This is a genomic window from Nocardioides sp. zg-1230 (assembly GCF_013155335.1).
Taxonomy (GTDB): Bacteria; Actinomycetota; Actinomycetes; order Propionibacteriales; family Nocardioidaceae; genus Nocardioides.
Genome location: NZ_JABJQZ010000001.1, coordinates 822,013 through 845,240, shown reverse-complemented (window position 1 = coordinate 845,240; position 23,228 = coordinate 822,013). Strand labels below are relative to the sequence as shown.

The window sequence follows — 23,228 nt, the reverse complement described above, 5'->3', positions numbered from 1 at the left end:
CCTCGGCGACTCAGTCCCGTCCCCGCGTGTGCCAGAGCCACGCGATGCCGACGAAGGGCAGCACGAGCGGCAGCCAGCCGTACCCCGCGCCGTAGTCCGACCACACGGTCGCGTCCGGGAACAGCTCCGGGTCGAGCACGGTCAACGTGCCGACAGTGAGCACCCCGACGAGCTCGAAGCCCACCGCAGCCCAGGCCAGCCGGCGGGGGTTCGGCCCGACCTCCGCGAGGCCGAGGGTGGCGGCGACGTACACGAGCGCGGCCACGGCCGAGAGGGCGTACGCCAGCGGCGCCTCGTCGGCCTTGGTGGCCAGCTGCACGAGCGAGCGGGCGGTCGCGGCGAGGGCGAAGACGCCGTACACCGCGACGAGGGCGCGGCCGAGGCCCGCGGAGGTGGAGGTGGCGGTGCGGGTCACGACTGCCACACCTGCAGGGCGCGTACGACGACGAAGGCCTGGGTAAGACCCGCGACCATCAGCACGGCGGTGGCGCCGCGGCTGCGCTCGGCCAGCGACCAGGCAAAACCGAGCGGCAGCAGCACGAGCCCGGCCGCCAGGTAGCCGAACAGCGTGATCGCCGACGGCCCGGAGAGGTCGGCGTCGCCGACCTGCACCGCTGCGACGACCAGCAGCACCAGCGTCGCGGCCTCGATGACCGCGGCGAAGCCGAGCAGCCCCCAGTCCGGTGTGCGGTCGAGAACGACGTAGACCAGCACGACCACGGCGAAGAGGAGCGAGGCGACGAGCAGCGCGAGGGGCAGGGGTCCGTCCACGAGGGTCGATTGTCGCAGGGGCGCCCTCACAGACCCGTCACAGGATCGCGGCAGGCCACCGACAGGTCGACCGGCGACCGTTCCCCGCATGGACCCCACCTACCTCCTCGCCGCCGCCGACCTCATCGCCGTGCTGGTGCTCGCCCTCGCCGTCTACTACCCGCGCCACCGTCGCGCCGACCTCGTCACCGCGTTCGTCGCGGTCAACGTCGGCGTGCTCGCCGTGACCATCGTGCTGGCGAACAGCGCCGCGACCGTCGGGCTGGGCCTCGGACTCTTCGGGGTGCTGTCGATCATCCGACTCCGCTCCGACGAGCTCGGCCAGCACGAGATCGCCTACTACTTCGCCGCCCTCGCCATCGGCCTGCTCGGTGGTCTCGGCACCGGCGACGTGGGCCTCTCGATCGCGCTCATGGTCGGTCTCGTCCTCGTGCTCGCCCTCGCCGACAGCCGTCTGCTGCACGCCACCGGCCTGCGGCAGGTCGTCGTGCTCGACCACGCCGTCACCGACGAGCGCGAGCTGGTCAGCCGCCTCGAGCTGCTCCTGGACGCGAAGGTCAACCGGGTCACCCCGATCCGTGTCGACCTCGTCGACGACACCACCACGGTCGAGGTCCACTACGCCCTCGCGCCCCGCCCGGCCATGCCGCGCGCCGAGCGCCACGACGTACCGGCCGTGACCCGATGAGCGCGCTGAACCACCTCCCCGCGGTCTCGCTCGAGGAGCTCAACGACCGCGCGGAGCTGCTGACCAGGACCGACCGCAAGTACGTCGTCCCCGCCTCCGAGCTCGATGCAGTGGTGGGCATCGTGGGGCTGCGGGTGCTCGAGATCGACGGCCGCCGCAGCTCGCGCTACGAGTCGACGTACCTCGACACCGTCGAGCTCGACAGCTGGACCTGTGCTGCCAACCGCCGGCGCCGCCGCTGGAAGGTGCGCACCCGGGTGTACGCCGACACCGGCGAGCGCTGGCTCGAGGTCAAGACCCGCGGCCCGCGTGGCAGCACCGTCAAGGAGCGGCTGCCCCACGACGGGGCCGACGTGGCCGGCCCCGCTGCAGCCTGGGTGCGTGACCGGCTCGGCGCCGCGCAGGTCCACGACGTCGACCCGTCCGGCCTCGTCGCGACGCTCCACACCACCTATCGGCGTACCACCCTTCTCCTGCCCGGCGACGCCGGCCGCGCGACCCTCGACCGCGGGCTGCGCTGGGTCTCGGGCCACGGCACCGCTGAGGTCGGCGACGTGCTGGTCGTCGAGACCAAGTCCGGCACGCCGCGCCCCGGCCCGCTCGACCGGCGCCTGTGGGAGCTCGGCCACCGGCCCGTGCGGATCTCCAAGTACGCCACCGGGCTGGCGCTGCTGATTCCCGCGCTCCGCGGCAACCGCTGGCACCGCGTCACCACCCGCCACCTGGCCGACCACCTGACCCTCCGTGAAGGAGCCCTCGCATGAGACCTCGATTCGTACGCCGACCGCTGGCCCTTGCCGTCGTCGCGTCCCTCACCCTCGGCGGGTGCGCCGTCGGCACGTCCTCCGAGCCCGGCGCCGTGGCCACCACCGGCGCGACGACCGCCGCCCGCGACGTCGCCGACGGCAGCGGCGTGTGGGACGCGAGCCGGGTCCACTCGATCGAGATCGAGGTCGACGAGGACGCCGTCGCGGCGATGATCGAGACCTACCAGGACTCGGGGGAGAAGGAGTGGCTCGAGGCCACCGTCACCATCGACGGCGAGGTCTTCGAGCGCGCCGGCATCCGGCTCAAGGGCAACTCCTCGCTGCGCGGCGTCAGCGACGACGCCGACCCGACCGACCTCCCGTGGCTGATCCGGCTGGACGAGTTCGTCGACGACCGGTCGATCGACGGTTGGAGAGAGCTCGTCGTCCGCTCCAACAGCTCGGAGACCGCGCTCAACGAGGCCGTCGCGCTGGACCTGCTCGCCGAGGCCGGGCTGGCGAGCGAGCATGCCGTCGCGTCCTCGTTCAGCGTCAACGGCACCGACGCGCGGTTGCGGCTCGTCGTGCAGAACCTCGACGAGGACTGGGAGGCGGAGAACTTCGCCACCGACGGGCTGCTCTACAAGGCCGAGGCCGGCGGCGACTGGTCGTGGCGCGGCGACGACCCCGACGCCTACGCCGGCGTCTTCGACCAGGAGACCGGCGACGACGACCTCACGCCGCTGATCGACTTCCTGGACTTCCTCAACAACAGCAGCGACGGGGACTTCGCCGCCGAGCTGCCCGAGCGGCTCGACGTGCAGGCCTTCGCCCGCTACCTCGCCTTCGAGGAGGTCGTCGACAACTTCGACGACATCGACGGCCCCGGCAACAACTCGTACCTGCGCTGGGACGCCGAGTCCGGCGCGTTCACCGTCGTGGCCTGGGACCACAACCTCGCCTTCGGCGGGTCGCCGGACGGATTCGGCGGGGCCGGTGGTCCCGGCGGCCTCCCTGGAGGGGACGGCGAGCGACCCGAGCGCCCGGAGGGGATGCCGACCGACATGCCCGAGGGCGGTCCCGGCGGGATGGGTGGCCCGGGCCCGACGGGCGGCTCGAACGTCCTCGTCGAGCGCTTCACCGCGGTCGAGGAGTGGGCCGACCTTGTCGAGCAGCAGAAGGCCGACCTGACCGAGGAGCTCTACGCCAGCGGCTACGCCGAGGACGTCCTCGACCAGTGGGTCGCGGTCCTCACCGAGCAGGCCGGCGACCTCGTCGACGCCGACACGGTCGAGCAGGAGGCCGGCGCCATCCGGGCGTCCATCGAGGGTTGAGTGCGCAGCGCCGCGGCGACTGCGACCGCGAGCGCACTCAACCGGCGTCGGCCACGACCGGGAGCTCCTTGATCGCGTGGTCGGCGATCTTCTTCATCATGAAGCCGTCGATGCCGCCGCCGACGAGCCCGCCCGCGAGGGGGACGCCGCGGCCGAGGCCGGCGAGTGTCTTCTCGCTGACCCCGCGCATGAGCCGGAAGCCGACGGCCTTGTTGATCATCATCAGCGCCGCGGGCGGCAGGCTGCCGAGGGCGAACGCCGTCGCGCGGCTGCCGGCGGTCGACATGCCGGCGCGCTTGAGCACCTCGTCGGAGTCAGCGCCGACGAGCGTCAGCAGGATCGCGCTGCGCACGCGCGGGTCGTCGACGTCGTGGCCGCGCAGCACCGCGATCGCGCCGACCAGCCGGGTCGCCTGGAGGTAGAACTCCGCGACGTTGACCGGCAGCGCGACCGGCATCGTGACGAAGCCGCCGAGACCGGTGACGAAGCCGCCGATGCCGCCGGTGAGGGTGGTGCGTCGGGCCAGCGCGGCGATCGCCTTGTCGCGGTCACCGCCCGCCTTGCGCAGCGCCTCGTCGGCCACCTCGCGGACCGGGTCCAGCGGGCCGCGCCCGTCGAGGCCGACGTCGAGGAGCATCGTGACCAGCCGGTCGATGGCGCCGGGGTCGTGCTGCTGGTCGTCGGCGGCCTCGAGCGCGGAGGCCGTCGTACGAGCCTCGGCGCGGCCGGGGATGCGGAGGTCCTTGAGTCCCATGCGGCAAACACTACGAACACAACGGTGAGACGGGCGTCACACCCTCCTAGCGTCAGGGGTCCGGACGCACTCGGTCGTCCGCCCCCCCATCCCGGAGGCTCCTCATGCCCCATCGATCCGCTCTCGCCCGCGCTGCCACCGCGGCCGGCTCGGCGCTGCTGGCCGGCGCCCTGCTCGCCCCCGTCCCCGCCTCGGCCGCCACCGGCCCGACCCCGTCGGCCTGCCCGGCCGGGGTCGCCGACGTCGCCGACTGCTGGACCGGCCAGGACGACAACGGCGCCTACTACGCCATCGCCGTCCCGCACGACTGGAACGGCGACCTCGTCGTCCACGCCCACGGCGGTCCCGACCTCGGCGCCGCGTCCGACCCGGCCCGCAGCGTCGAGGACCTCGACCGCTGGGCGGTGATGGCCCGCGAGGGCTACGCGTGGGTCGGCTCGGCCTACCGCCGCGGCGGCTACGGCACCCGGATGGCCGTCGCCGACACCGAGAGCGCCCGGCAGGTCTTCGAGGAGTCCTTCGGCGTGCCCGGTACGACGCTCGCCCACGGGCAGTCGTGGGGCGGCGACGTCGCCGCCAAGCTCGTCGAGGTGCACCCCACGTCGTACGATGGCGTGCTGCTGACCAACGGCGTGCTGGCCGGCGCCTCCCGTGGCTACGACTACCGCGTCGACCTGCGCGTGGTCTACCAGTACTACTGCGGCAACCACCCGCGCCCGACCGAGCCGCAGTACCCCCTCTGGATGGGGCTGCGGAAGGACTCGACGATGACGTCCGCCGGCCTGCGCTCGCGGCTCCAGGAGTGCACCGGCCACCAGTCCGAGCCCGCAGAGCGCACCGCCCTGCAGCAGCGCAACCTCGACGACATCCTCGCCGTCACGAAGGTGCCCGAGCGCACCCTCGAGTCGCACCTGCGCTTCGCGACCTTCACCTTCCGCGACATCGTGCACAACCGGCTCGACGGTCGGAACCCGTTCAGCAACGTCGGCGTGCGCTACTCCGGCAGCCACGACGACAAGGCCCTCAACCAGGGCGTCGAGCGGTTCGCGGCCGACCCGTCCGCGAGGCGCGACCTCACCTGGGACAGCGACCTCACCGGCGCCGTTGGGATCCCGACCGTCACCCTCCACGCCATCGACGACCCCACCGCCTTCGTCGAGCACGAGTCGGCCTACCGCGCGACCCGCGAGGGTGCCGGCACCGCCGACGCGCTCGTGCAGGTCTTCAGCCGCGAGTCGGAGCACAGCTCGCTGAGCAACAGCGGGTACGCCGCCGTGCTCGACGCGCTCGACACGTGGGTCGACACCGGCGAGAAGCCCACGCCCGTCGGCGTCGCGACCGCCTGCGCAGGGTTCGACGCGACGTACGGCACCGGCTGCTTCGTGGACCCGGCCTACCAGCCGGCGTCGTACGACAGCCGCGTCGAAGCGCGCCCGGGCGGCCACCGGTGGCCGACCATGAGCGCCGCGCAGGAGCAGGCCTGGTCGCGGATCCCGGGCATCGGGATCGAGCCGTGAGCGGTGGATGATCCTGTGAGGGCCGTCACGCACCCGCGTACGGTGGGCCGGTGCTGATGCGTCCTCGCCACGAGCAGTCCGTGGCGCGCCAGGTGCTGGTCCTGCAGCTCATCGCAGTGCTGGTCCTGGTCGTCACGGCGCTCGCGCTCGCGACGTACGACGCCCGCAACGACATCCGCGCCAGCGCCGGCGACGAGGCGGTGTCGGTCGCGAGGGCGGTGGCGCGCTCGCCGGTGGTCCGCGAGGCGATGGCGACCAGCGACCCCAGCGCGCTGCTGCAGCCCTACGCCGAGGCGGTGCGCGTCGACACCGGCGTCGACTTCGTCGTCGTGATGGACCGCGACCGCACGCGCTGGTCGCACCCGAGCGTGGAGCAGCTCGGCAAGGCCTTCATCGGCAACCTCGGCGGGGCGCCGCAGGGCGAGGTCTACACCGAGGAGTACGTCGGCACGCTGGGCCCGTCGATCCGGGCCATCGTGCCGGTCTTCGGCCAGAGCTCCGCCTCCGACACCAACACCGGTGCGCCCGTCGTCGCGCTGGTCGCCGTCGGGATCACCCTCACCCAGCTCGACGACCTGCTCGTCGAGGAGTTCGCCGACATCGTCGTCGCCGCGGTGGCCGTGCTGGTGGTCGGCGTCGCCGGCGCCTGGCTGATCGCGCGGCGGCTGCGGCGTCAGACGCACGGCATGGGTGAGCGCGAGATCACCCGGATGTACGAGTACTACAGCGCCGTCCTGCACGCCGTCCGCGAGGGGCTGCTGCTCATCGACCTCGAGCGCCGCGTGCAGCTGGTCAACGACGAGGCCCGCCGGCTGCTCAAGCTGCCCGAGGACGTCGTCGGCCGCTCGCTCGACGACCTCGGCCTGCCGCCGGCGCTCGTCGACGCGGTGTCCGGCGAGCGCGGCGCCGACGAGGTCTACGTGACCGGCGACCACGTCCTGGTCGCCAGCTCCAGCGCGGCCTTCTGGGACGGCAAGGAGGTCGGCGCGGTGGTCACCCTGCGCGACCACACCGAGCTGCAGGCGGTCACCGGCGAGCTCGACATCGTCCGCGGCCTCACCGAGTCCCTGCGCGCGCAGACCCACGAGGCCGCCAACCGGCTGCACACCGTGGTCTCCCTCATCGAGATCGGGCGCAGCGAGGAGGCCATCGACTTCGTCACCGACGAGCTGAAGGTCGCGCAGATGCTCACCGACCGCGTCGTCGGGGCGGTCGGCGACCCGGTCGTCGCCGCGCTCCTGCTCGGCAAGTCCGCCGAGGCCGCCGAGCGCGGCATCTCGCTCACCGTCACCGGCGAGCTGCCCGCGTCGTTCGCCGTCGGCTCCCCGCGCGACCTCGTCACGGTCCTCGGCAACCTCGTCGACAACGCGATCGAGGCCGTCGGCGGGAGCGACGACCGCCGCATCGTGGTGCACCTCGAGGGGTCGCCCGAGCACGCCCGGCTGGTCGTCGGCGACAGCGGTCCCGGGCTCACGCCCGAGGAGGCCGCCCACGCGCTCGAGCGCGGCTGGACGACGAAGGTCGACGCGGGCGACGCGCACGGCGTCGGGCTGGCGCTGGTCTCCCAGGTCGCCCGGCGCCTCGGCGGCGGGGTCACGATCGGGCGCTCCGAGCTCGGCGGCGCCGAGATGGTCGTCGTACTCGGCCGGGCGCCGGCCCCGGCCCAGGCCCCCGCTGAGGTGCAGGCTGAGGTGCCGTCGTGAGCGTCAGGGTGCTGGTCGTCGAGGACGAGCCGCTCGTCGCCGAGGCGCACGCGGAGTACACCGGCCGCGTCGCGGGCTTCGACGTCGTCGGCGTCGCCCACTCCGCGACGGAGGCCGCGCGCGTGCTCGGCGACCGCGAGGTCGACCTGGTGCTGCTCGACATGTACCTCCCCGACGGCCACGGGCTCGGCCTGCTCCGCAACCTGCGCGCCGGCGGCACGATGTGCGACGTCATCGCGGTGACCTCAGCGCGCGACGCCGAGATGGTGCGCCGCGCCGTCGCCCACGGCGTCGTGCTCTACCTCATCAAGCCGTTCACGTTCCCGATGTTCCGCGCCAAGCTGGAGCAGTACGCCGACTACCGCCGGCAGCTCGGTGACGCGCCCGAGGAGGTGATGCAGGACGAGGTCGACCGGATGCTCGGCTCGCTGCGCGTCGCCACCTCCGACGGCGCGCTGCCTAAGGGGCTCACCGCGGAGCGACTCCACGAGGCGATGGACCACCTGCGCACCCCTCCCAGCGTGCTGTCGGCGCGCGAGCTCGCCGAGAAGCTGGAGAGCTCGCGGGTCACCGCGAGACGCTACCTCGAGCACCTCGCCGACGTCGGTGTCGTCGCGCGCTCGCTGCGCTACGGCGGCAGCGGGCGGCCGGAGGTGGAGTACCGCTGGCAGCACTCCACCTCCGGCCGTTGACGAATTGAACTGACGTCAAGTCAATCCGCCAGGGAAGCTCAGTCGTCCTCGCCCTGGAAGACGACCTCGCGCTTGCGACGTACGGACGGCAGCACCGCGACGACGATGATCACCGCGGCCAGCAGCAGCAGCGAGGCCGAGATCGGCCGGGTCGCGAAGACCGTCGGGTCGCCCCGGCTGATGATCATCGCGCGGCGCAGGTTCTCCTCCAGCAGCGGCCCGAGCACGAAGGCGAGCAGCAATGGTGCGGCCTCGCAGCCCCACCGGATGAGGAAGTAGCCCACGACACCGGCGGCCGCGATCGCGAAGACGTCCCACGAGTTGAGGCCGAGGGAGTAGCAGCCGATCGAGGCGAAGGCGATGATCGCGGGGAACATCACCTCGTAGGGCACCGAGAGCATCTTCACCCAGATGCCGATGAGCGGCAGGTTGAGCATCACCAGCAGCAGGTTGCCCACCCACATCGAGGCGATGAGGCCCCACACCAGCTCGGGCTCGTCGTTGATGACGTTGGGGCCCGGGGTGATGCCCTGGATGATGAAGGCCCCGACGAGCAGCGCCATCACCGGGTGCGCCGGCAGGCCGAGCGAGAGCAGCGGGATGAACGACGTCTGCGCGGCCGCGTTGTTGGCCGACTCCGGCGCCGCGACGCCCTCGATGACGCCGGTGCCGAACTTCTTCGGCTCCTTCGACAAGTTCTTCTCCACCGAGTACGACGTGAAGCTGGCCAGGACGTGCCCGCCGCCGGGCAGCACGCCGAGCACCGACCCGAGGGCCGTGCCGCGCAGCACCGGCTTGGTGATGCGCCGGACGTCGTCCTTCTTCAGCCAGAGCCCCTCGACCTTCTTCGTCACGATCGAGGCGGAGTGCCGCGACTCGAGGTTGCGGATGATCTCTGCGAGGCCGAACAGGCCGACCGCCAGCGAGACGAAGTCCAGCCCGCCGTAGAGCTCGCGCACCCCGAACGTGAAGCGCGGGACGCCGGTGAACTGGTCCTGCCCGATCGTGCCGAGCAGCAGGCCGAGCACGATCATGGCGAGCGCCTTGACTGCGGACCCGCTGGCGAGCGCCGTGCTCGCGATCAGGCCGAGGACGACGATCGCGAAGTAGTCGGCCGGGCCGAACTGCAGTGCCAGCTGCGCCAGGGGCGGGGCGAACAGGGCGAGCACGATCGTGCCCACGGTCCCGGCGAAGAACGACCCGAGGGCCGCGGTGGCCAGCGCGGGCCCGGCCCGCCCCTGTCTGGCCATCTGGTGCCCGTCGAGGGCGGTCACCACCGAGGACGACTCGCCCGGCAGGTTGAGCAGGATGGCCGTCGTGGAGCCGCCGTACTGCGCGCCGTAGTAGATGCCGGCGAGCATGATCAGCGAGGCGACCGGGTCGAACTCGAAGGTGATCGGCAGCAGCAGCGCCACCGTCGCGGTGGGCCCGATGCCGGGCAGCACGCCCACCGCGGTGCCGAGGGTGACCCCGAGCAGGCAGATGAGGATGTTGGTCGGCTGCAGCGCCGTCTCGAGACCGAGGAGGATGCCGTCCACGTCAGCCCCCCAGCCAGTCGCCGAGGATCGGGAGCCGAAGCTGCAGCAGCGCGACGAAGACGACCAGGCACAGGGCGGTGATCCCGGCGGACGTCAGCGCCGCCTTGAGCGGACTCGTGCCGTGCCCGGCCAGTGCCGCGATGAAGGTCGTCACGAACAGCGTCGGGCCGAGGCCCAGGCCGCCGACGAAGAACCCGAAGAACAGGATCGCAGCCACGAGCAGGCCGCCGCGACGCCACGGGACGGGCTCGCGCTGCACGTCGCGGATCGACGGGTCGCCGCCGCGGAACGCGTTGACGACGATGACGAGCCCGAGCACGACCAGCAGGCCGCCGAGCGCCAGCGGGACGTAGCCCGAGCCCATCCGCAGCGCCGAGCCGACGTCGTACCGCGAACCGCCGATCGCGAACGCGAGGCCGAACACGATGAACGTGCTCCCCGCGAACAGGTCCGGCCGGAAAGGCGCCGGGCGGTGCCCGGCGCCTTTCCCGATGGTCTCGGTGCTCATCCGCCGGTGACTCCCGACTCCTCGATGATCGGGGTCCAGAGGTCGATCTGCTCCTGCAGCTTGGCCGTGTGGGCATCGGGCGTGACGTCCTCGGCCGGCGACGGCGTGGTCCCGAGGTCCGCCATGCTGTCGATGACGTTCTGGTCCTGCAGGGCCACCTCGAGCGCGCCGGTCAGCTTCTCGACGATCTCGTCGGGCGTGTCGGCCGGGACGTAGAGCCCGTGCCACACGCCGACCTCCACGTCGGTCCAGCCCGCCTCGGCGGTCGTCGGCAGGTCGGGCAGCGCCTCGACCGGCTCGGGCGTGGTGACGGCGTACGCCTTGATGTCCCCGGACTGGATCTGGCCGGCGGTGTTGGTGGTCTGGTCGCACATGAAGTCGACCTGGCCGCCGACGAGGTCGGTCAGCGCCGGGCCGGTGCCGTCGTACGGCACCTCGGTGAGGTCCACACCGAGCTGCTGCTCGATGAGCAGGCCGCACAGCTGGGAGGCCGCACCGACGCCGGCGTTGGCGAGCGTGACGGTGTCGGCGTTCTCCTCGACGTAGGTGGCGAGCTCCTCGAGCGTCTCCGGCTCGAAGTCGGGGCGGGCCACGATCGTCATGGGGACGTCGGTGACCAGGCCGATGGTCTTGAAGTCCTCGAGCGGGTCGTAGGCGAGGTCGGGGTAGAGGCCGGGGGCCGTCGACATGCCGATGTGGTGGATCAGCACCTCGTAGCCGTCGGGGTCCGCGTCGGCGACCTGGCCCGCCGCGACGGTGCCGCCGGCACCCTCGACGTTCTGGACGACGATCTCGGTGCCGAGCTCCTCGGCCATCGGCTCGGCGATCAGGCGGGTGACGGTGTCGGTGGGTCCGCCGGCGGCGAACGGGACGACCAGGGTGATGTCGTCGTCCGGGTAGTCGGCCGGGTCGGCCTCTCCGCCGCCGCACGCGGCGAGCGTCAACATCGACAGGGTGGCGAGGGTGGCCAGGGGGATGCGCCGGTGCATGGCAGCTCCTTCATCGGGGGTGTGTCCTCGGTCACACTCACCTCTGATCCGGCCCCGGTCACCGTTGTGCACCTTGTGTTCACGGGTTGTGTTCACGAGCTCGACCCGCTGCCGGGCGCGGCCTGTCGCGGGGCGGAGCGGTGGTGGAGCCACATTTTGAACGGCCGGAACGTGGGTGGACCACCGCTCGGTGGCGCAGGCGGGGCGTCAGGCGATGGAGGAGCGGAAGCCGCGCAGCCGGAGGCTGTTGGTCACCACGAACACGCTGGAGAACGCCATCGCGGCACCGGCGAGCATCGGGTTGAGGAGCCCGGCCGCGGCGAGGGGCAGGGCGGCGACGTTGTAGGCGAAGGCCCAGAAGAGGTTGCCCTTGATCGTGGCCAGGGTGCGGCGCGAGAGCCGGATCGCGTCGACCGCGACGAGCAGGTCCCCGCGCACGAGGGTGAGGTCGCCGGCCTCGATGGCCACGTCGGTGCCGGTGCCCATCGAGAGGCCGAGGTCGGCCTGGGCGAGGGCGGCCGCGTCGTTGACGCCGTCGCCGACCATGGCGACGACCTTGCCGGTGCCCTGGAGCCGCTGCACCTCGGCCACCTTCTCGGCGGGCAGTACGTCGGCCACGACCGTCTCGATGCCGACCTGGGCGGCGACGTGGCGGGCCGCCGCCTCGTTGTCGCCGGTGAGCAGGACCGGCGTCAGGCCGAGATCGCGGAGCGCGGCGACCGCCTGCGCCGAGGTGGGCTTGACGGTGTCGCCGACCACGATGACGCCGCGGGCGCGACCGTCCCAGCCGACGGCCACGGCGGTGCGGCCCTCGCCCTGCGCGCGATCGACGGCGGCGACCAGCGACGGCGGCAGGTGCTGCGCCCAGTCGGCGAGCAGGCTGGGCCGCCCGACGACGACGGCGTGGCCCTCGACGACGCCCTGCACGCCCAGGCCCTCGCGGCTGGAGAACTCCTCCACGACCGGTACCTGAGGACGTTCTGGGTGGATGTCGCGGTCGATCCCACCCAGATCGTCCCTAGATACCGAGGTGGGGGCGGGAGTGGAAGAGGAGGCGGCGGCGATGGCCCGGCCGATCGGGTGCTCGGACGCCGACTCGAGGGCGGCGGCGAGGCGTCGTACGTCGTCGGCGGACTCGCCCTCGGCGGCGACGACCGCGTGGACGGTCATCTCGCCGGTGGTCACGGTGCCGGTCTTGTCGAGCACGATCGTGTCCACGCGCCGCGTGGACTCGAGGACCTCGGGGCCCTTGATGAGGATGCCGAGCTGGGCGCCGCGGCCGGTGCCGACCATCAGGGCGGTCGGCGTGGCCAGGCCGAGGGCGCAGGGGCAGGCGATGATCAGGACGGCGACGGCGGCGGTGAAGGCGGCCGTGGCGCCCGCCCCGGCGCCGAGCCAGAAGCCCAGGGTCGCGACGGAGAGCCCGATGACGATCGGCACGAAGACCCCGGAGACGCGGTCGGCGAGGCGCTGGACCTCGGCCTTGCCGTTCTGCGCGTCCTCGACCAGCCGCGCCATCTGCGCGAGCTGGGTGTCGGCGCCGACGCGGGTGGCGCGTACGACGAGCCTCCCGCCGGCGTTGACGGTCGCGCCGACGACGGCGTCGCCGGGACCGACCTCCACGGGCACGGACTCGCCGGTCAGCATCGAGGCGTCGACCGCGCTCGTGCCCGAGACGACCGAGCCGTCGGTGGCGACCTTCTCGCCGGGGCGTACGACGAACTCGTCGCCGACCGCGAGCTGGTCGACCGGGATCCGGGTCTCGACACCGTCGCGCAGCACCGCCACGTCGCGCGCGCCGAGCTCGAGCAGAGCCCGGAGCGCTGCGCCCGCCCGCCGCTTGGACCGGTGCTCGAGCCAGCGGCCGGCCAGCAGGAAGGTCGTCACGCCCGCCGCGGCCTCGAGGTAGATGTTGGCCGCGCCGTCCGTGCGGTCGATCGAGATGCGGAACGGGTGGGTCATCCCGGGCTCGCCGGCGGTGCCGAGGAAGAGCGCCCACAGCGACCAGCCGAAGGCGGCCAGCACGCCGACCGAGACGAGGGTGTCCATCGTCGTCGCGCCGTGGCGCAGGTTGGTCCACGCAGCGCGGTGGAAGGGCAGCGCGCCCCACACGACGACGGGTGCGGCCAGCGCCAGCGAGGCCCACTGCCAGTAGGTGAACTGCCACGCCGGGACCATCGCCATCGCGATGACCGGCGCGGTGAGCACGGCGCTGACGACCAGCCGCTGGAGCAGCGGGTCGCGCTCGGCGGGCTCCTCGTCGGCGGTGTCCGACGCGGGCGGCACTGGCAGCGCGGCGGCGTAGCCGGCCGCCTCGACCGTGCGCAGCAGGTCGTCGGTGGAGACGGTGCCGGGATAGGAGACCTTGGCCTTCTCGGTGGCGTAGTTGACCGTCGCGGTCACGCCGTCGAGCTTGTTGAGCTTGCGCTCGATGCGGTTGGCGCACGACGCACAGGTCATGCCGGTGATGGCGAGCTCGACGTCGCTCGTCGGCTCGGGCAGGGACTGGGCCTCAGTCCGGACCTCAGTGGCCATGGTCGTCCCCTTCCTCGTCGGAGGAGCCGTGGTCGGTCGAGCCGTCGTCGGAGGACGGTGCCCCGCCTGACTCGACGGTGAACGCGGCCGTGTGGACCGCCCCGCGATGCTGGAAGTCCAGGAACAGGCGGTACGTCGCCGGCTCGGGGAAGGCCGTCGCGAAGTCGATGCCCGGTCCGGCCGGGCCCGCCTCCGGGTGGACGTGCAGGTAGCCCAGGTCGCCGGCGCGCAGCGCGACGAGGTGGCCGTGGGCGCCGAGGTAGGGCTCGAGGTCGGTGACCGGCTCGCCGTCGAGCTCGACGCGCGTGGTGAGGACGGTCGAGGCGCCGGGGGCGGTGTCGCCCTCGAGCGTGACGGTGTAGGTGCCGGCGTCGGTCTCGACGCGCGCGGTCCGGTCGTCCGACGGGAGGGCGGCTGGGGTGAAGTCGCCGGCGACGGAGACGTCGTCGGCCAGCGTGATGCCGTCCCAGCCCTCGGGGGCGAAGTCCGCGACGACGCGCCACACGCCGGGGGTCAGGCGCACGTCGACCGACCACGTGCCGGTCGAGCGGTCGAGACGCGGGTGCACGTGCTGGAAGCCGGTCAGGTCGCGGCGCACGACGATGAGGTGCAGGTCCTTCTCGTGCTCGCGCGTGTAGTCGAGCAGGGGGCGCCCGCTGGACGTGCGGACCTGGAAGTCGAGCCGCGTGCGGCCGGCGGCCGGGGTGCGGTCGGCGAGCGCCAGCGTGAAGCCGTCGGCCCGGGCGGTCAGCCCAGTCGCCTCGGCGACCAGGCGCGATGGCGTACCTGGGTTGCCGTTCAAGCGCTCGATTCGGTCACCTGTCGGCTCGCTGGCGCTCGCGGACAGGTGACCGCTCTCAGGCTCGGTGTCGAGCGGCCCGACGAGCCGGCCGCCGCCCCAGGCCAGCGCGAAGGCGGTGGCGAGGGCTGCGACGAAGGCGACGACGCGCAACGGCGTGCTCATGGCGACGGCTCCTCGGGGTTGGGGTTCAAGAACTCGACTCGGCGTCCTGTCGGCTCGCTGGCGCTCGCGGACAGGCCACCGCTCTCAGACGAGTGCGTAGCCGGCCTCCTCGACGGCGGCGCGGACGGCCGATTCGTCGAGCGGGGTGGCGCTGGTGACGGTGACGGCTCCGGTCTCGACGACGACGTCGACGTCCTCGACGCCCGCGATCTCGGAGATCTCCTCGGTGACCGAGGCGGCGCAGTGGCCGCAGGTCATGCCGGTGACGGTGTAGGTGGTGGTCTCGCTCATGGGTGTCTCCTCAGACAGTGGGTGGGTCGGGCGCGTCAGGCCGTCGGGTCAGGATCGGACGAGGCGGGCGATGGCCTCGGACGCCTCCTTGAGCTTGAGCTCCTGCTCCTCCCCGCCCTGGCGGGCGGCGTCGACGACGCAGTGCGCCATGTGGTCGTCGAGCAGCGACAGCGCGAGGGACTGCAGCGCCTTGGTGGCCGCGGACACCTGGGTCAGGATGTCGATGCAGTACTTCTCCTCCTCGACCATCCGCTGGATCCCGCGGACCTGTCCCTCGATCCGGCGCAGGCGCTTGAGGTGGGCCTGGACGGCCTCGTCGTTGCCCTCGAGGTGACCGTGGTGCTCGCTCATGGCCTGAACGATACCCCCAGGGGGTATGCAGGACAAGCCCAGGCCCACCCGAGGGGGTGTAAAGGGTGGTGTGGGCACCCCTCAAGGGGATGTACGGGACCTTCGCGGGCTACTGTCCCCGATGACGGTCGGGGGGTCGTCGAGGGGCGGGCGAGCCTGTCCGCCGCTCCCGGACGACCCTGAGGACGACCAATGGACATCCGTGTCGCGCTGCTCGGCGGTGACGAGCTCGTGAGGCGAGGCCTCGACAGCATGCTGAAGACGCTCGGCGGCTTCGAGCTCGGGACGATCAAGGACCGCTCCCGCCTGCCCGTGGACATCGCGCTGGTCGAGACCTTCGGCACGGCCCGCGGCGACACCACCCTCCAGCGCGCGGTCACCGACCCCCACATCCGGCGGGTCGCCGTCTACACGTGGAACCACCAGCCGGGCCTCGCCCACGAGCCCCTGGGGGACGGGGTCACCGGCTACCTCGCCAAGAGCCTCAACGCCCAGCAGCTCGGCCGCGCCCTGCGCTCCATCCACCTCGGCGAGACCGTCGTCGCGCCGCTGCTGCCGGTGCTGCCGACCAAGGACCTGCGGTCCTCGACGCAGGTGGACTTCCTGACCGCTCGCGAGCGGGAGACCCTGGCCCACATCGCGACCGGCAAGAGCAACGACGACATCGCGCGACAGATGCAGATCTCGCTCAACTCGGTGAAGTCCTACATCCGCAGCGCCTACCGCAAGACCGGCGTGCAGAGCCGCAGCCAGGCGGTGCTCTGGGCCGTCTCGCACGGCCTGGCCGCGGAGGCCCTCGAGCGCGTCTGACGGCCCGCTCGAGGCACGGTCAGGGCGCGTTGGCGGGTGCCGCGGGTGCCGCTGGAGGGACGACCGTGCGTACGCCGGACGGGCGCGTCCACTGGTCGCGGCTGACGAGCACCTCGCGCAGCACGTCGGGCCGGTCGGTGATGATCCCGTCGACGCCCATGTCGAGCAGCGTGCGCATCGTGGCGGGGTCGTCCACGGTCCACACGACGACCCTGATGCCGAGCTCGTGGGCCCGCCGGATCACCCGCTCGGAGTGCACGGGCAGGCGTCCGAGCCGGATCGGCACGTGCGCGAACCCGCCGCGCGCGAGCACGTCGACCCGCAGGCCGGGAGGGCGTACGCCGCCGCGCGAGCAGGCGATGAGCATGGTCAACGAGCGCCAGCCGAGCGCCGTCGTCACGCCCGGCGCCTCGTCCCGCAGCCGGTCCAGCCAGCGCGCCCACGCCCCGGCGACCAGGATCCGCTCCGCCCAGCCGGGGTTGGCCCGCAGCAGCCGCGCCGTCGCAGCGATCGAGGCCTCGTCCTTGAGGTCGATCGCGAACCTCGCGTCGGGGAAGGACGCCATCGCCTCGACCAGCGTCGGGACCTGGTCGGTGCCGTCGACACGGAGCCGCCGCAGGTCGGCGAGGTCGAGGTCGGCGACCCGGCCGGGATGGCCGGTGACGCGGCGCAGCGTCGGGTCGTGGAAGCACACGACGTGCCCGTCGCGGGTGGTGCGGACGTCGGACTCGAGGTGGGTGAGGCCGAGGGCGGTGGCCCGCCCGAAGGCGGCCAGGGTGTTCTCGGGGGCCAGTGCCATGCCGCCGCGGTGCGCGATGGCCAGGGGTCCGGGGTGGTCGCCGTAGCTGCTCACGTGATCAGCATGTGCCGCTGCCGGCCCCCTGTCGCTGCCGACGGGGGCGTCCGAGCGAGTGTTCACGGAGGCTTCTCCGGCGCGCCGTGAGGAGGAGCCGGCGTTCACCTCGTCGTCGTCGGCGCGACCGGCGCGCTGCCATGATCACGCCCATGACCTCTCGGACCGCCGCCCACCTCGCCGAGCTCGCCGCCACCCACCTGGAGCCCGACGCCGCACGCCGCTGGCTCGCCCTGCTGCGCCCGGCCGTCCAGCTCGTCCCGGCGCGGGCGGGGGACCCCGTCGTCGCCCGCCTGGGCGGCACGCCCGAGCTGCCGCCGGGGACCGACTGGCCGCAGTGGTCAGGTCACGGTCCGCTGGGGTTCGTCGCGGAGGTCGACCTGGCCGCGCTCGCCGCGACCGGCGCGGACGCCGGCCTGGCCCTGCCGACGGAGGGACGACTCCTGGCGTTCTTCTTCGACGACCCGGACGGGACCGGCGCGGTCGTGCTCAGCGGCGACCCGGACTCGCGTCCCGGCTCGCGCCTGCTGCACGTGGACGGCACCGGTCCGGCGGCAGACCCGGCCGTCGAGCTGACGGCGGTCGAGGTGCTCACCTGGCCGGGCGACGGGCACCCGGTCCTCGAGCAGTCAGGCCTCGACGAGCTGCCGGACGACTTCGCCGAGGCGCTCGGCCAGCTGCTGGAGGACGAGGTCGGGGTCGACGTCTGGGGCCACCAGCTGGGTGGGTGGGCCTCGGCGGTCCAGGGCCCCGTCGAGGTCGAGGTCGCCGAGACCCACCTTGGCACGGCGACGTACGACGACGCCCACACCGCCGAGGCGCTCCGCTGGCGACCGCTCCTGCAGGTCGACAGCGACGCGGCGGCCGGCACCGCCTGGGGGGACGAGGGCTGCCTCTACTGGCTCGCTCGCACCGACGGCACGCAGCCGCCGCGGCTCCCCGACGACATCGGCTTCACCTGGCAGTGCGCCTAGGGCGTGTCCCTAGCCGGTCAGCTGCGGTAGCCGCCGAGGAGCTCGGCGAGCCGCAGGTGCGGCCGGGCCTCGTCCCGCCGACCCTTGCGTTGCAGGGCGCGGCCGAGCAGCAGGTGGGCGTACGGCTCGTTGGGGTCGTGCTCGAGCAGCTCGGTCGCGACCCGGATCGTGCCGTCGAGCTGGGCCGAGTGGAAGAGCGAGCGGGCCAGCAGCAGGCGTACGTCGGTCAGCTCGTGCCCGACATCGCCCGGGTCGTCGAGCAGCTCGGTGAGCATGACGGCGGCCTCGCGGTAGGAGCGCATCTCGAAGAGTGCCTGCGCGCGCAGCCAGCGGTCGTGGGTGGAGTCCTGCAGCAGGCCCGCGTGTCCGCGCAGCAGGTCCTCGAAGGGGGTGAAGTCGGTCATCGTCGCTCCTCTCGCAGAGCAGGTCCCCCGGGTGTCCGGAGGACAGCTCGCCGGAGGGGTTGGTCCGAGCGTGCGCCCGGATGCCGGTCCAACGCCGCAGGCGCCCCGGCGATTCCACGCCCGATCGCACGGAATACTGGGGGAGGACAGCCGGTTGAGAGTGGTACAAACTTCAACCAAAGGGTTGGACCCAGGGCAGGAGGAACCATGCAGTTCGGCATCTTCAGCGTCGGTGACGTCACGACGGACCCGACCACCGGACGGACCCCGTCCGAGGCCGAGCGCATCTCGGCGATGACGCAGTACGCCCTCAAGGCCGAGGAGGTCGGCCTGGACGTCTTCGCGACCGGCGAGCACCACAACCCGCCGTTCGTCGTGTCGTCCCCGACGACCCACCTGGCCTTCATCGCCGCGCAGACCGAGGGGCTGCTGCTGTCGACCAGCACCACGCTGATCACCACCAACGACCCGGTCAAGATCGCCGAGGACTACGCCTTCCTTCAGCACCTCTCCGGCGGTCGCGTCGACCTGATGATGGGCCGCGGCAACACCGGCCCGGTGTACCCCTGGTTCGGCAAGGACATCCGCGACGGCATCAAGCTCGCGGTCGAGAACTACCACCTGCTGCGCAAGCTCTGGCGCGAGCCCGTCGTCAACTGGCAGGGCCAGTTCCGCACGCCGCTGCAGGGCTACACCTCGACGCCCGCGCCGCTCGACGGCACGCCGCCCTTCGTGTGGCACGGGTCGATCCGGAGCACCGAGATCGCCGAGCAGGCGGCGTACTACGGTGACGGCTTCTTCCACAACCACATCTTCTGGAACAAGGAGCACACCCAGCAGATGGTGCAGCTCTACCGCCGTCGCTTCGAGCACTACGGCCACGGCTCCGCCGACCAGGCCTACGTCGGCCTCGGCGGGCAGGCCTTCATGGCCTCGACGGAGGCCGAGGCCAAGCGGGTCTTCCGACCCTACTTCGACAACGCCCCGGTCTACGGCCACGGCCCGTCGCTGGAGGACTTCTCGGAGATGACCCCGCTGGCCGTCGGCACCCCCGAGCAGGTCATCGAGCGCACCCTCGGCTTCGCCGACTACGTCGGCGACTACCAGCGCCAGCTGTTCCTGATGGACCACGCCGGCCTGCCGACGTCGCTCGTGCTCGAGCAGATCGAGATGCTCGGCACCGAGGTCGTCCCGGTGCTCCGCAAGGAGTTCGAGCGCCGGCGCCCCGCCCACGTGCCCAGCGACCCGCCCACCCACGCCTCCCTCGTGGCGGCCGGCCCCGACGCCCCGCACCACCACGTCGAGCCCGCCCGGGCCCGCGTCGAGGAGCTCCAGGCAGAGCAGGCCGCGCAGGTGGGCGCATGAGTCGACGCGTCGTCGTGGTGACGGCGGGGCTGACCGTCCCGTCGTCCACCCGGCTGCTGGCCGACCAGCTCGCCGAGGCGAGCACCGCGCAGGTCACCGCCCGCGGCGAGGCCGTCGACGTCGAGTTCATCGAGCTGCGCGAGGTCGCCGGCGAGCTGGCGACCTTCATGGTCACCGGCGGTATCCCGACCCCGCGGCTGACCGAGCTTCGCGAGCAGGTCGCCGCGGCCGACGGCCTCATCGTGGTGACGCCGGTGTTCAACGGCAGCTACAGCGGGCTGTTCAAGATGTTCTTCGACGCCCTCGACAAGGACGCGCTGGCCGGTACGCCGGTGCTGATCGCGGCAGCCGCCGGCAGCGCCCGGCACTCGCTGGTGCTCGACCACGCGATGCGGCCGCTCTTCGCCTACCTCCGCGCGGTCGTCGTACCCACCGGCATCTTCGCCGCCACCGAGGACTTCGGCAGCCACGGGCTCTCGGACCGGATCACCCGCGCTGCGGCCGAGCTCGCGGCGCTGGTCGTGGGCCAGGGCGACTACGGCGTCGGCGGTTTCGCTCCCGACCTGGCCGCGCGCCCGAGGCGTACGTCCGGCACGCAGGTCGAGGCCGACGTGACGCCCTTCGGCGACCTGCTGCGCGGGCACAGCGGCACCGACTAGGGCAGACCTGGGGACCACCCGTCCGGGCGCCTACCGAGGTCGGGGGTCCCACGGGGTGAGCCGGTTCGAGACGGGGCGCGCCTACCGTCGAGAGGACCGCGACGACCCCCTCGGAAGGACGTGCCATGGCGCGCAGGACGACCACCTCGAAGGACCGCACCGGCGAGGGCGGCGAGCTGCACCAGGCGCCGGTCAGGGGCGAGGTGATGACCACCGCCCAGGGCGTCCCGATGGGCGACGACCAGAACTCGCTGCGCGCCGGCGAGCGGGGCCCGACCCTGCTCGAGGACTTCGCGATGCGGGAGAAGATCTTCCACTTCGACCACGAGCGGATCCCCGAGCGCGTCGTGCATGCCCGCGGCTACGGCGCCCACGGCTACCTCGAGTGCCTCGACCCGGTCACCGACCTGACCCGGGCGGCGCCGTTCGCGCGCAAGGGCAAGCGCACGGAGGCCTTCGTCCGCTTCTCGACCGTCGCCGGCAACCTCGGGTCCTTCGACCTCGCGCGCGACGTGCGCGGCTTCGCGGTGAAGCTCTACACCGAGGAGGGCAACTGGGACCTCGTCGGCAACAACATCCCGGTCTTCTTCATCCAGGACGCGATGAAGTTCCCCGACCTCGTCCACGCGGTCAAGGAGGAGCAGGACCGCGGCTGGCCGCAGGCACAGAGCGCCCACGACACCTTCTGGGACTTCATCTCCCTGATGCCCGAGTCGACCCACATGACCCTGTGGCAGATGTCGGACCGCGCGATCCCGCGGTCGTTCCGGTTCATGGAGGGCTTCGGCGTCCACACCTTCCGCTTCGTCAACGCCGACGGCGAGTCGACGTTCGTGAAGTTCCACTGGAAGCCGCGCCAGGGCATGCAGTCGGTCGTGTGGAACGAGGCGGTCAAGATCAACGGCGCCGACCCCGACTTCCACCGCCGCGACCTCTACGCCGCCATCGAGGCCGGCGACTTCCCCCAGTGGGACCTCGGCGTGCAGGTCTTCGACGAGGCGTTCGCCGAGGAGTTCGAGTTCGACGTCCTCGACGCGACCAAGATCATCCCCGAGGAGCAGGTGCCGGTGCGGGTCATCGCCCGACTGACGCTCGACCGGGTGGCGAGCAACGTCTTCGCCGAGACCGAGCAGGTCGCCTTCTGCACGCAGAACGTCGTGCCCGGCATCGACTTCAGCGACGACCCCCTGCTGCAGGGCCGCAACTTCTCCTACCTCGACACCCAGCTCAAGCGGCTCGGCAGCCCCAACTTCACGCAGATCCCGATCAACGCGCCGCGCTGCCCGGTCGCGCACTTCCAGCGCGACGGCCACATGCAGATGTCGCGCCAGGAGGGCCGGGCCAACTACGAGCCCAACTCGCTCGGCGGCACCGAGCGCGGCCCGCGCGCCGACGTCGAGAACGGCTACACGAGCGTGCCGCGGGAGGAGGGCGGACAGGTGCGCCGCGTGCGGTCGGAGACCTTCGCCGACCACTACAGCCAGGCCCGGCAGTTCTGGATCAGCCAGACCGACGTCGAGCAGCAGCACATCGTGGCGGCGTACGGCTTCGAGCTCGGCAAGTGCGAGGAGCCGGCCATCCGCACCCGGATGCTCGGCAACCTCCGCAACGTCCACGAGGACCTCGCGCAGGGCGTCGCCGACGAGCTCGGCATGCCGCTGCCGGAGGCCAACCCGGCCGCGATCGAGCCGCGCACCGACCTGCCCGAGTCGGCCGCGCTCAGCATCCTGCTCAACGGCCCCGACTCCTTCGCCGGCCGCAAGCTCGGCGTGCTGGTGACCCCCGGGTCCGACGGCGCGCTGGTCAAGGCGATCGAGGACGCGTTCACCGGTGCCGGTGCGCTGGTGGAGTACGTCGCCCCTGCCGCCGGGCCGCTGAGGCTCAAGGGCGGGCGCAAGCTGGTCCCCGACCATGCGGTCGTGGGCGCCCCGTCGGTGCTCTTCGACGCCGTGGCCGTCGTGCCGTCCGCGGACGGGGCGCAGGAGCTGGCGGGGCGCAAGACGGCCCGCGACTTCGTCGACGACGCCTTCGCGCACCAGAAGTTCCTCGGCTGGTCGGCCGACGCGCAGGCACTGCTCGACGCGGCCGCCGTGACCCCGGACGACGGGTGCCCGGAGCTCACCGCCTCGTCGGTGGCCGGGTTCCTCGAGCAGTGCGCGGCGCTGCGTCACTGGGAACGGCCCGTGCAGGACTGACCTGCGGGCGTCGACGTACCCCTGCGGACGTACCCCTGCGGACGTACCCCTGGGGCGGTAACCGGCTGTCACACCGCCCCACGGGTGTGCTCCGCCCCCGGAGCGGGTGGTTACGTCGATTGCTCGGCACAACCGAGATCCCTTGGGAGGGAACCATGAGTGACACCGTGTGGAGCTACCGCGACACGACGTGGAGCCAGGACAGCGACCTCATCGGCTACGACGTCGAGGCGACCGACGGGTCGATCGGCAAGATCGACGAGGCCAGCAACGAGGCCGCCGGACAGTGGCTCGTCGTCGACACCGGCTTCTGGATCTTCGGCAAGAAGCGGCTCGTCCCCGCCGGCGCCGTGACCGGGATCGACCACGACGGCAAGACCGTGATGGTCAACCTCACCAAGGACCAGATCAAGTCCGCACCGGACTACGCCAAGGACGACTGGAACGACGACTCCCGCGGTCGTCACACGGACTACTACACGCCGTACTCCAGCCGCTGACGCGACCTGCGTCTCCCGCGCACCCCCGCGCCGGCGCCCCGGACGACACGCTCGTCCGGGGCGCCGTGCGTCTCGGCGCTTCCCCGG

The 23,228-nt window shown here is 72.5% G+C and carries 24 protein-coding genes; 12 read left to right on the top strand and 12 right to left on the bottom strand.

Going from position 1 to position 23,228, the window contains the following annotated elements; all coding sequences use genetic code 11:
• Positions 1–10: 10 nt before the first annotated feature.
• Complete coding sequence (locus HOO61_RS04065; protein ID WP_172257144.1) at positions 11–415, bottom strand: hypothetical protein; 405 nt, start codon at positions 413–415, stop codon at positions 11–13.
• Positions 412–771, bottom strand: a complete 360-nt coding sequence (locus HOO61_RS04060; RefSeq protein ID WP_172257143.1) for a hypothetical protein — start codon at positions 769–771, stop codon at positions 412–414. The genes HOO61_RS04065 and HOO61_RS04060 overlap by 4 nt, the downstream gene beginning before the upstream one ends.
• 88 nt (positions 772–859) lie before the next feature.
• Between HOO61_RS04060 and HOO61_RS04055 the strand changes: the two genes are divergently transcribed.
• From HOO61_RS04055 to HOO61_RS04045, 3 genes are read left to right on the top strand one after another with little or no spacing between them, the layout of a single operon-like run.
• Positions 860–1,459, top strand: a complete 600-nt coding sequence (locus HOO61_RS04055) for a DUF4956 domain-containing protein (RefSeq protein WP_172257142.1) — start codon at positions 860–862, stop codon at positions 1,457–1,459.
• The gene (locus HOO61_RS04050) at positions 1,456–2,223 is read left to right on the top strand and encodes a VTC domain-containing protein (protein ID WP_172257140.1); all 768 of its coding nucleotides are present in this window, start codon (positions 1,456–1,458) and stop codon (positions 2,221–2,223) included. Before HOO61_RS04055 ends, HOO61_RS04050 begins: the two co-directional genes overlap by 4 nt.
• The gene (locus HOO61_RS04045; protein ID WP_172257138.1) at positions 2,220–3,539 is read left to right on the top strand and encodes a CotH kinase family protein; all 1,320 of its coding nucleotides are present in this window, start codon (positions 2,220–2,222) and stop codon (positions 3,537–3,539) included. Before HOO61_RS04050 ends, HOO61_RS04045 begins: the two co-directional genes overlap by 4 nt.
• Positions 3,540–3,576: 37 nt before the next feature.
• Here the strand turns inward: HOO61_RS04045 and HOO61_RS04040 are convergent, their stop codons facing one another.
• Complete coding sequence (locus HOO61_RS04040; protein WP_172257136.1) at positions 3,577–4,293, bottom strand: EcsC family protein; 717 nt, start codon at positions 4,291–4,293, stop codon at positions 3,577–3,579.
• 104 nt (positions 4,294–4,397) lie between these two features.
• Here HOO61_RS04040 and HOO61_RS04035 point away from each other — a divergent pair, with 104 nt between their 5' ends.
• The 3 genes from HOO61_RS04035 to HOO61_RS04025 are packed head-to-tail and all read left to right on the top strand — an operon-like array spanning position 4,398 to position 8,205.
• On the top strand, positions 4,398–5,810 hold the full coding sequence (locus HOO61_RS04035) for a S9 family peptidase (protein WP_172257135.1): 1,413 nt from the start codon (positions 4,398–4,400) through the stop codon (positions 5,808–5,810).
• 56 nt (positions 5,811–5,866) lie between these two features.
• Positions 5,867–7,513, top strand: coding sequence for a sensor histidine kinase (locus tag HOO61_RS04030; RefSeq protein WP_172258142.1), 1,647 nt, complete (start codon positions 5,867–5,869; stop codon positions 7,511–7,513).
• Positions 7,510–8,205: a response regulator gene (locus HOO61_RS04025; RefSeq protein WP_172257134.1), complete on the top strand. Its 696-nt coding sequence runs from the start codon at positions 7,510–7,512 to the stop codon at positions 8,203–8,205. Before HOO61_RS04030 ends, HOO61_RS04025 begins: the two co-directional genes overlap by 4 nt.
• Before the next feature lie 38 nt (positions 8,206–8,243).
• Here HOO61_RS04025 and HOO61_RS04020 read toward each other — a convergent pair whose 3' ends face one another.
• From HOO61_RS04020 to HOO61_RS03990, 7 genes are all read right to left on the bottom strand, one after another.
• A complete protein-coding gene (locus tag HOO61_RS04020; RefSeq protein ID WP_172257133.1) occupies positions 8,244–9,743 on the bottom strand; it encodes a tripartite tricarboxylate transporter permease in 1,500 nt (499 codons plus the stop codon).
• 1 nt (position 9,744) lies between these two features.
• Positions 9,745–10,251, bottom strand: coding sequence for a tripartite tricarboxylate transporter TctB family protein (locus HOO61_RS04015; protein ID WP_172257132.1), 507 nt, complete (start codon positions 10,249–10,251; stop codon positions 9,745–9,747).
• The gene (locus tag HOO61_RS04010) at positions 10,248–11,240 is read right to left on the bottom strand and encodes a tripartite tricarboxylate transporter substrate-binding protein (protein WP_172257131.1); all 993 of its coding nucleotides are present in this window, start codon (positions 11,238–11,240) and stop codon (positions 10,248–10,250) included. Before HOO61_RS04010 ends, HOO61_RS04015 begins: the two co-directional genes overlap by 4 nt.
• A 207-nt stretch (positions 11,241–11,447) precedes the next feature.
• Positions 11,448–13,775 carry a cation-translocating P-type ATPase gene (locus HOO61_RS04005; RefSeq protein WP_172257130.1) on the bottom strand — a complete coding sequence of 776 codons (2,328 nt, stop codon included), beginning with the start codon at positions 13,773–13,775 and terminating at the stop codon, positions 11,448–11,450.
• Positions 13,765–14,739, bottom strand: coding sequence for a hypothetical protein (locus HOO61_RS04000; protein WP_172257128.1), 975 nt, complete (start codon positions 14,737–14,739; stop codon positions 13,765–13,767). Before HOO61_RS04000 ends, HOO61_RS04005 begins: the two co-directional genes overlap by 11 nt.
• Before the next feature lie 84 nt (positions 14,740–14,823).
• Positions 14,824–15,030 (bottom strand): heavy-metal-associated domain-containing protein, encoded by a 207-nt coding sequence (locus HOO61_RS03995; protein ID WP_172257126.1) that lies wholly within the window; start codon positions 15,028–15,030, stop codon positions 14,824–14,826.
• A 48-nt stretch (positions 15,031–15,078) separates the two neighbouring features.
• Positions 15,079–15,381 carry a metal-sensitive transcriptional regulator gene (locus tag HOO61_RS03990; RefSeq protein ID WP_172257124.1) on the bottom strand — a complete coding sequence of 101 codons (303 nt, stop codon included), beginning with the start codon at positions 15,379–15,381 and terminating at the stop codon, positions 15,079–15,081.
• A gap of 192 nt (positions 15,382–15,573) precedes the next feature.
• Between HOO61_RS03990 and HOO61_RS03985 the strand changes: the two genes are divergently transcribed.
• On the top strand, positions 15,574–16,191 hold the full coding sequence (locus tag HOO61_RS03985) for a response regulator transcription factor (RefSeq protein ID WP_172257122.1): 618 nt from the start codon (positions 15,574–15,576) through the stop codon (positions 16,189–16,191).
• 19 nt (positions 16,192–16,210) lie between these two features.
• On the opposite strand, the gene HOO61_RS03980 is transcribed toward HOO61_RS03985, so the two are convergent.
• Entirely contained in the window at positions 16,211–17,044 is an 834-nt protein-coding gene (locus HOO61_RS03980) for a glycerophosphodiester phosphodiesterase family protein (RefSeq protein WP_216658538.1), read from the bottom strand.
• Positions 17,045–17,196: 152 nt separating this feature from the next.
• Here HOO61_RS03980 and HOO61_RS03975 point away from each other — a divergent pair, with 152 nt between their 5' ends.
• The gene (locus HOO61_RS03975; protein ID WP_172257120.1) at positions 17,197–18,018 is read left to right on the top strand and encodes a DUF1963 domain-containing protein; all 822 of its coding nucleotides are present in this window, start codon (positions 17,197–17,199) and stop codon (positions 18,016–18,018) included.
• Positions 18,019–18,035: 17 nt separating this feature from the next.
• Here HOO61_RS03975 and HOO61_RS03970 read toward each other — a convergent pair whose 3' ends face one another.
• Entirely contained in the window at positions 18,036–18,422 is a 387-nt protein-coding gene (locus HOO61_RS03970; protein WP_216658537.1) for a M48 family metallopeptidase, read from the bottom strand.
• A gap of 207 nt (positions 18,423–18,629) precedes the next feature.
• Between HOO61_RS03970 and HOO61_RS03965 the strand changes: the two genes are divergently transcribed.
• The 4 genes from HOO61_RS03965 to HOO61_RS03950 all read left to right on the top strand — a co-directional run bounded on the left by HOO61_RS03965 (position 18,630) and on the right by HOO61_RS03950 (position 23,141).
• Positions 18,630–19,787 carry an LLM class flavin-dependent oxidoreductase gene (locus tag HOO61_RS03965; RefSeq protein WP_172257118.1) on the top strand — a complete coding sequence of 386 codons (1,158 nt, stop codon included), beginning with the start codon at positions 18,630–18,632 and terminating at the stop codon, positions 19,785–19,787.
• Entirely contained in the window at positions 19,784–20,446 is a 663-nt protein-coding gene (locus tag HOO61_RS03960) for an FMN reductase (protein ID WP_172257116.1), read from the top strand. Before HOO61_RS03965 ends, HOO61_RS03960 begins: the two co-directional genes overlap by 4 nt.
• 125 nt (positions 20,447–20,571) lie before the next feature.
• On the top strand, positions 20,572–22,641 hold the full coding sequence (locus tag HOO61_RS03955) for a catalase (RefSeq protein ID WP_172257114.1): 2,070 nt from the start codon (positions 20,572–20,574) through the stop codon (positions 22,639–22,641).
• Positions 22,642–22,796: 155 nt separating this feature from the next.
• Positions 22,797–23,141: a PRC-barrel domain-containing protein gene (locus HOO61_RS03950; protein ID WP_172257113.1), complete on the top strand. Its 345-nt coding sequence runs from the start codon at positions 22,797–22,799 to the stop codon at positions 23,139–23,141.
• The last annotated feature ends 87 nt before the right edge of the window (positions 23,142–23,228 follow it).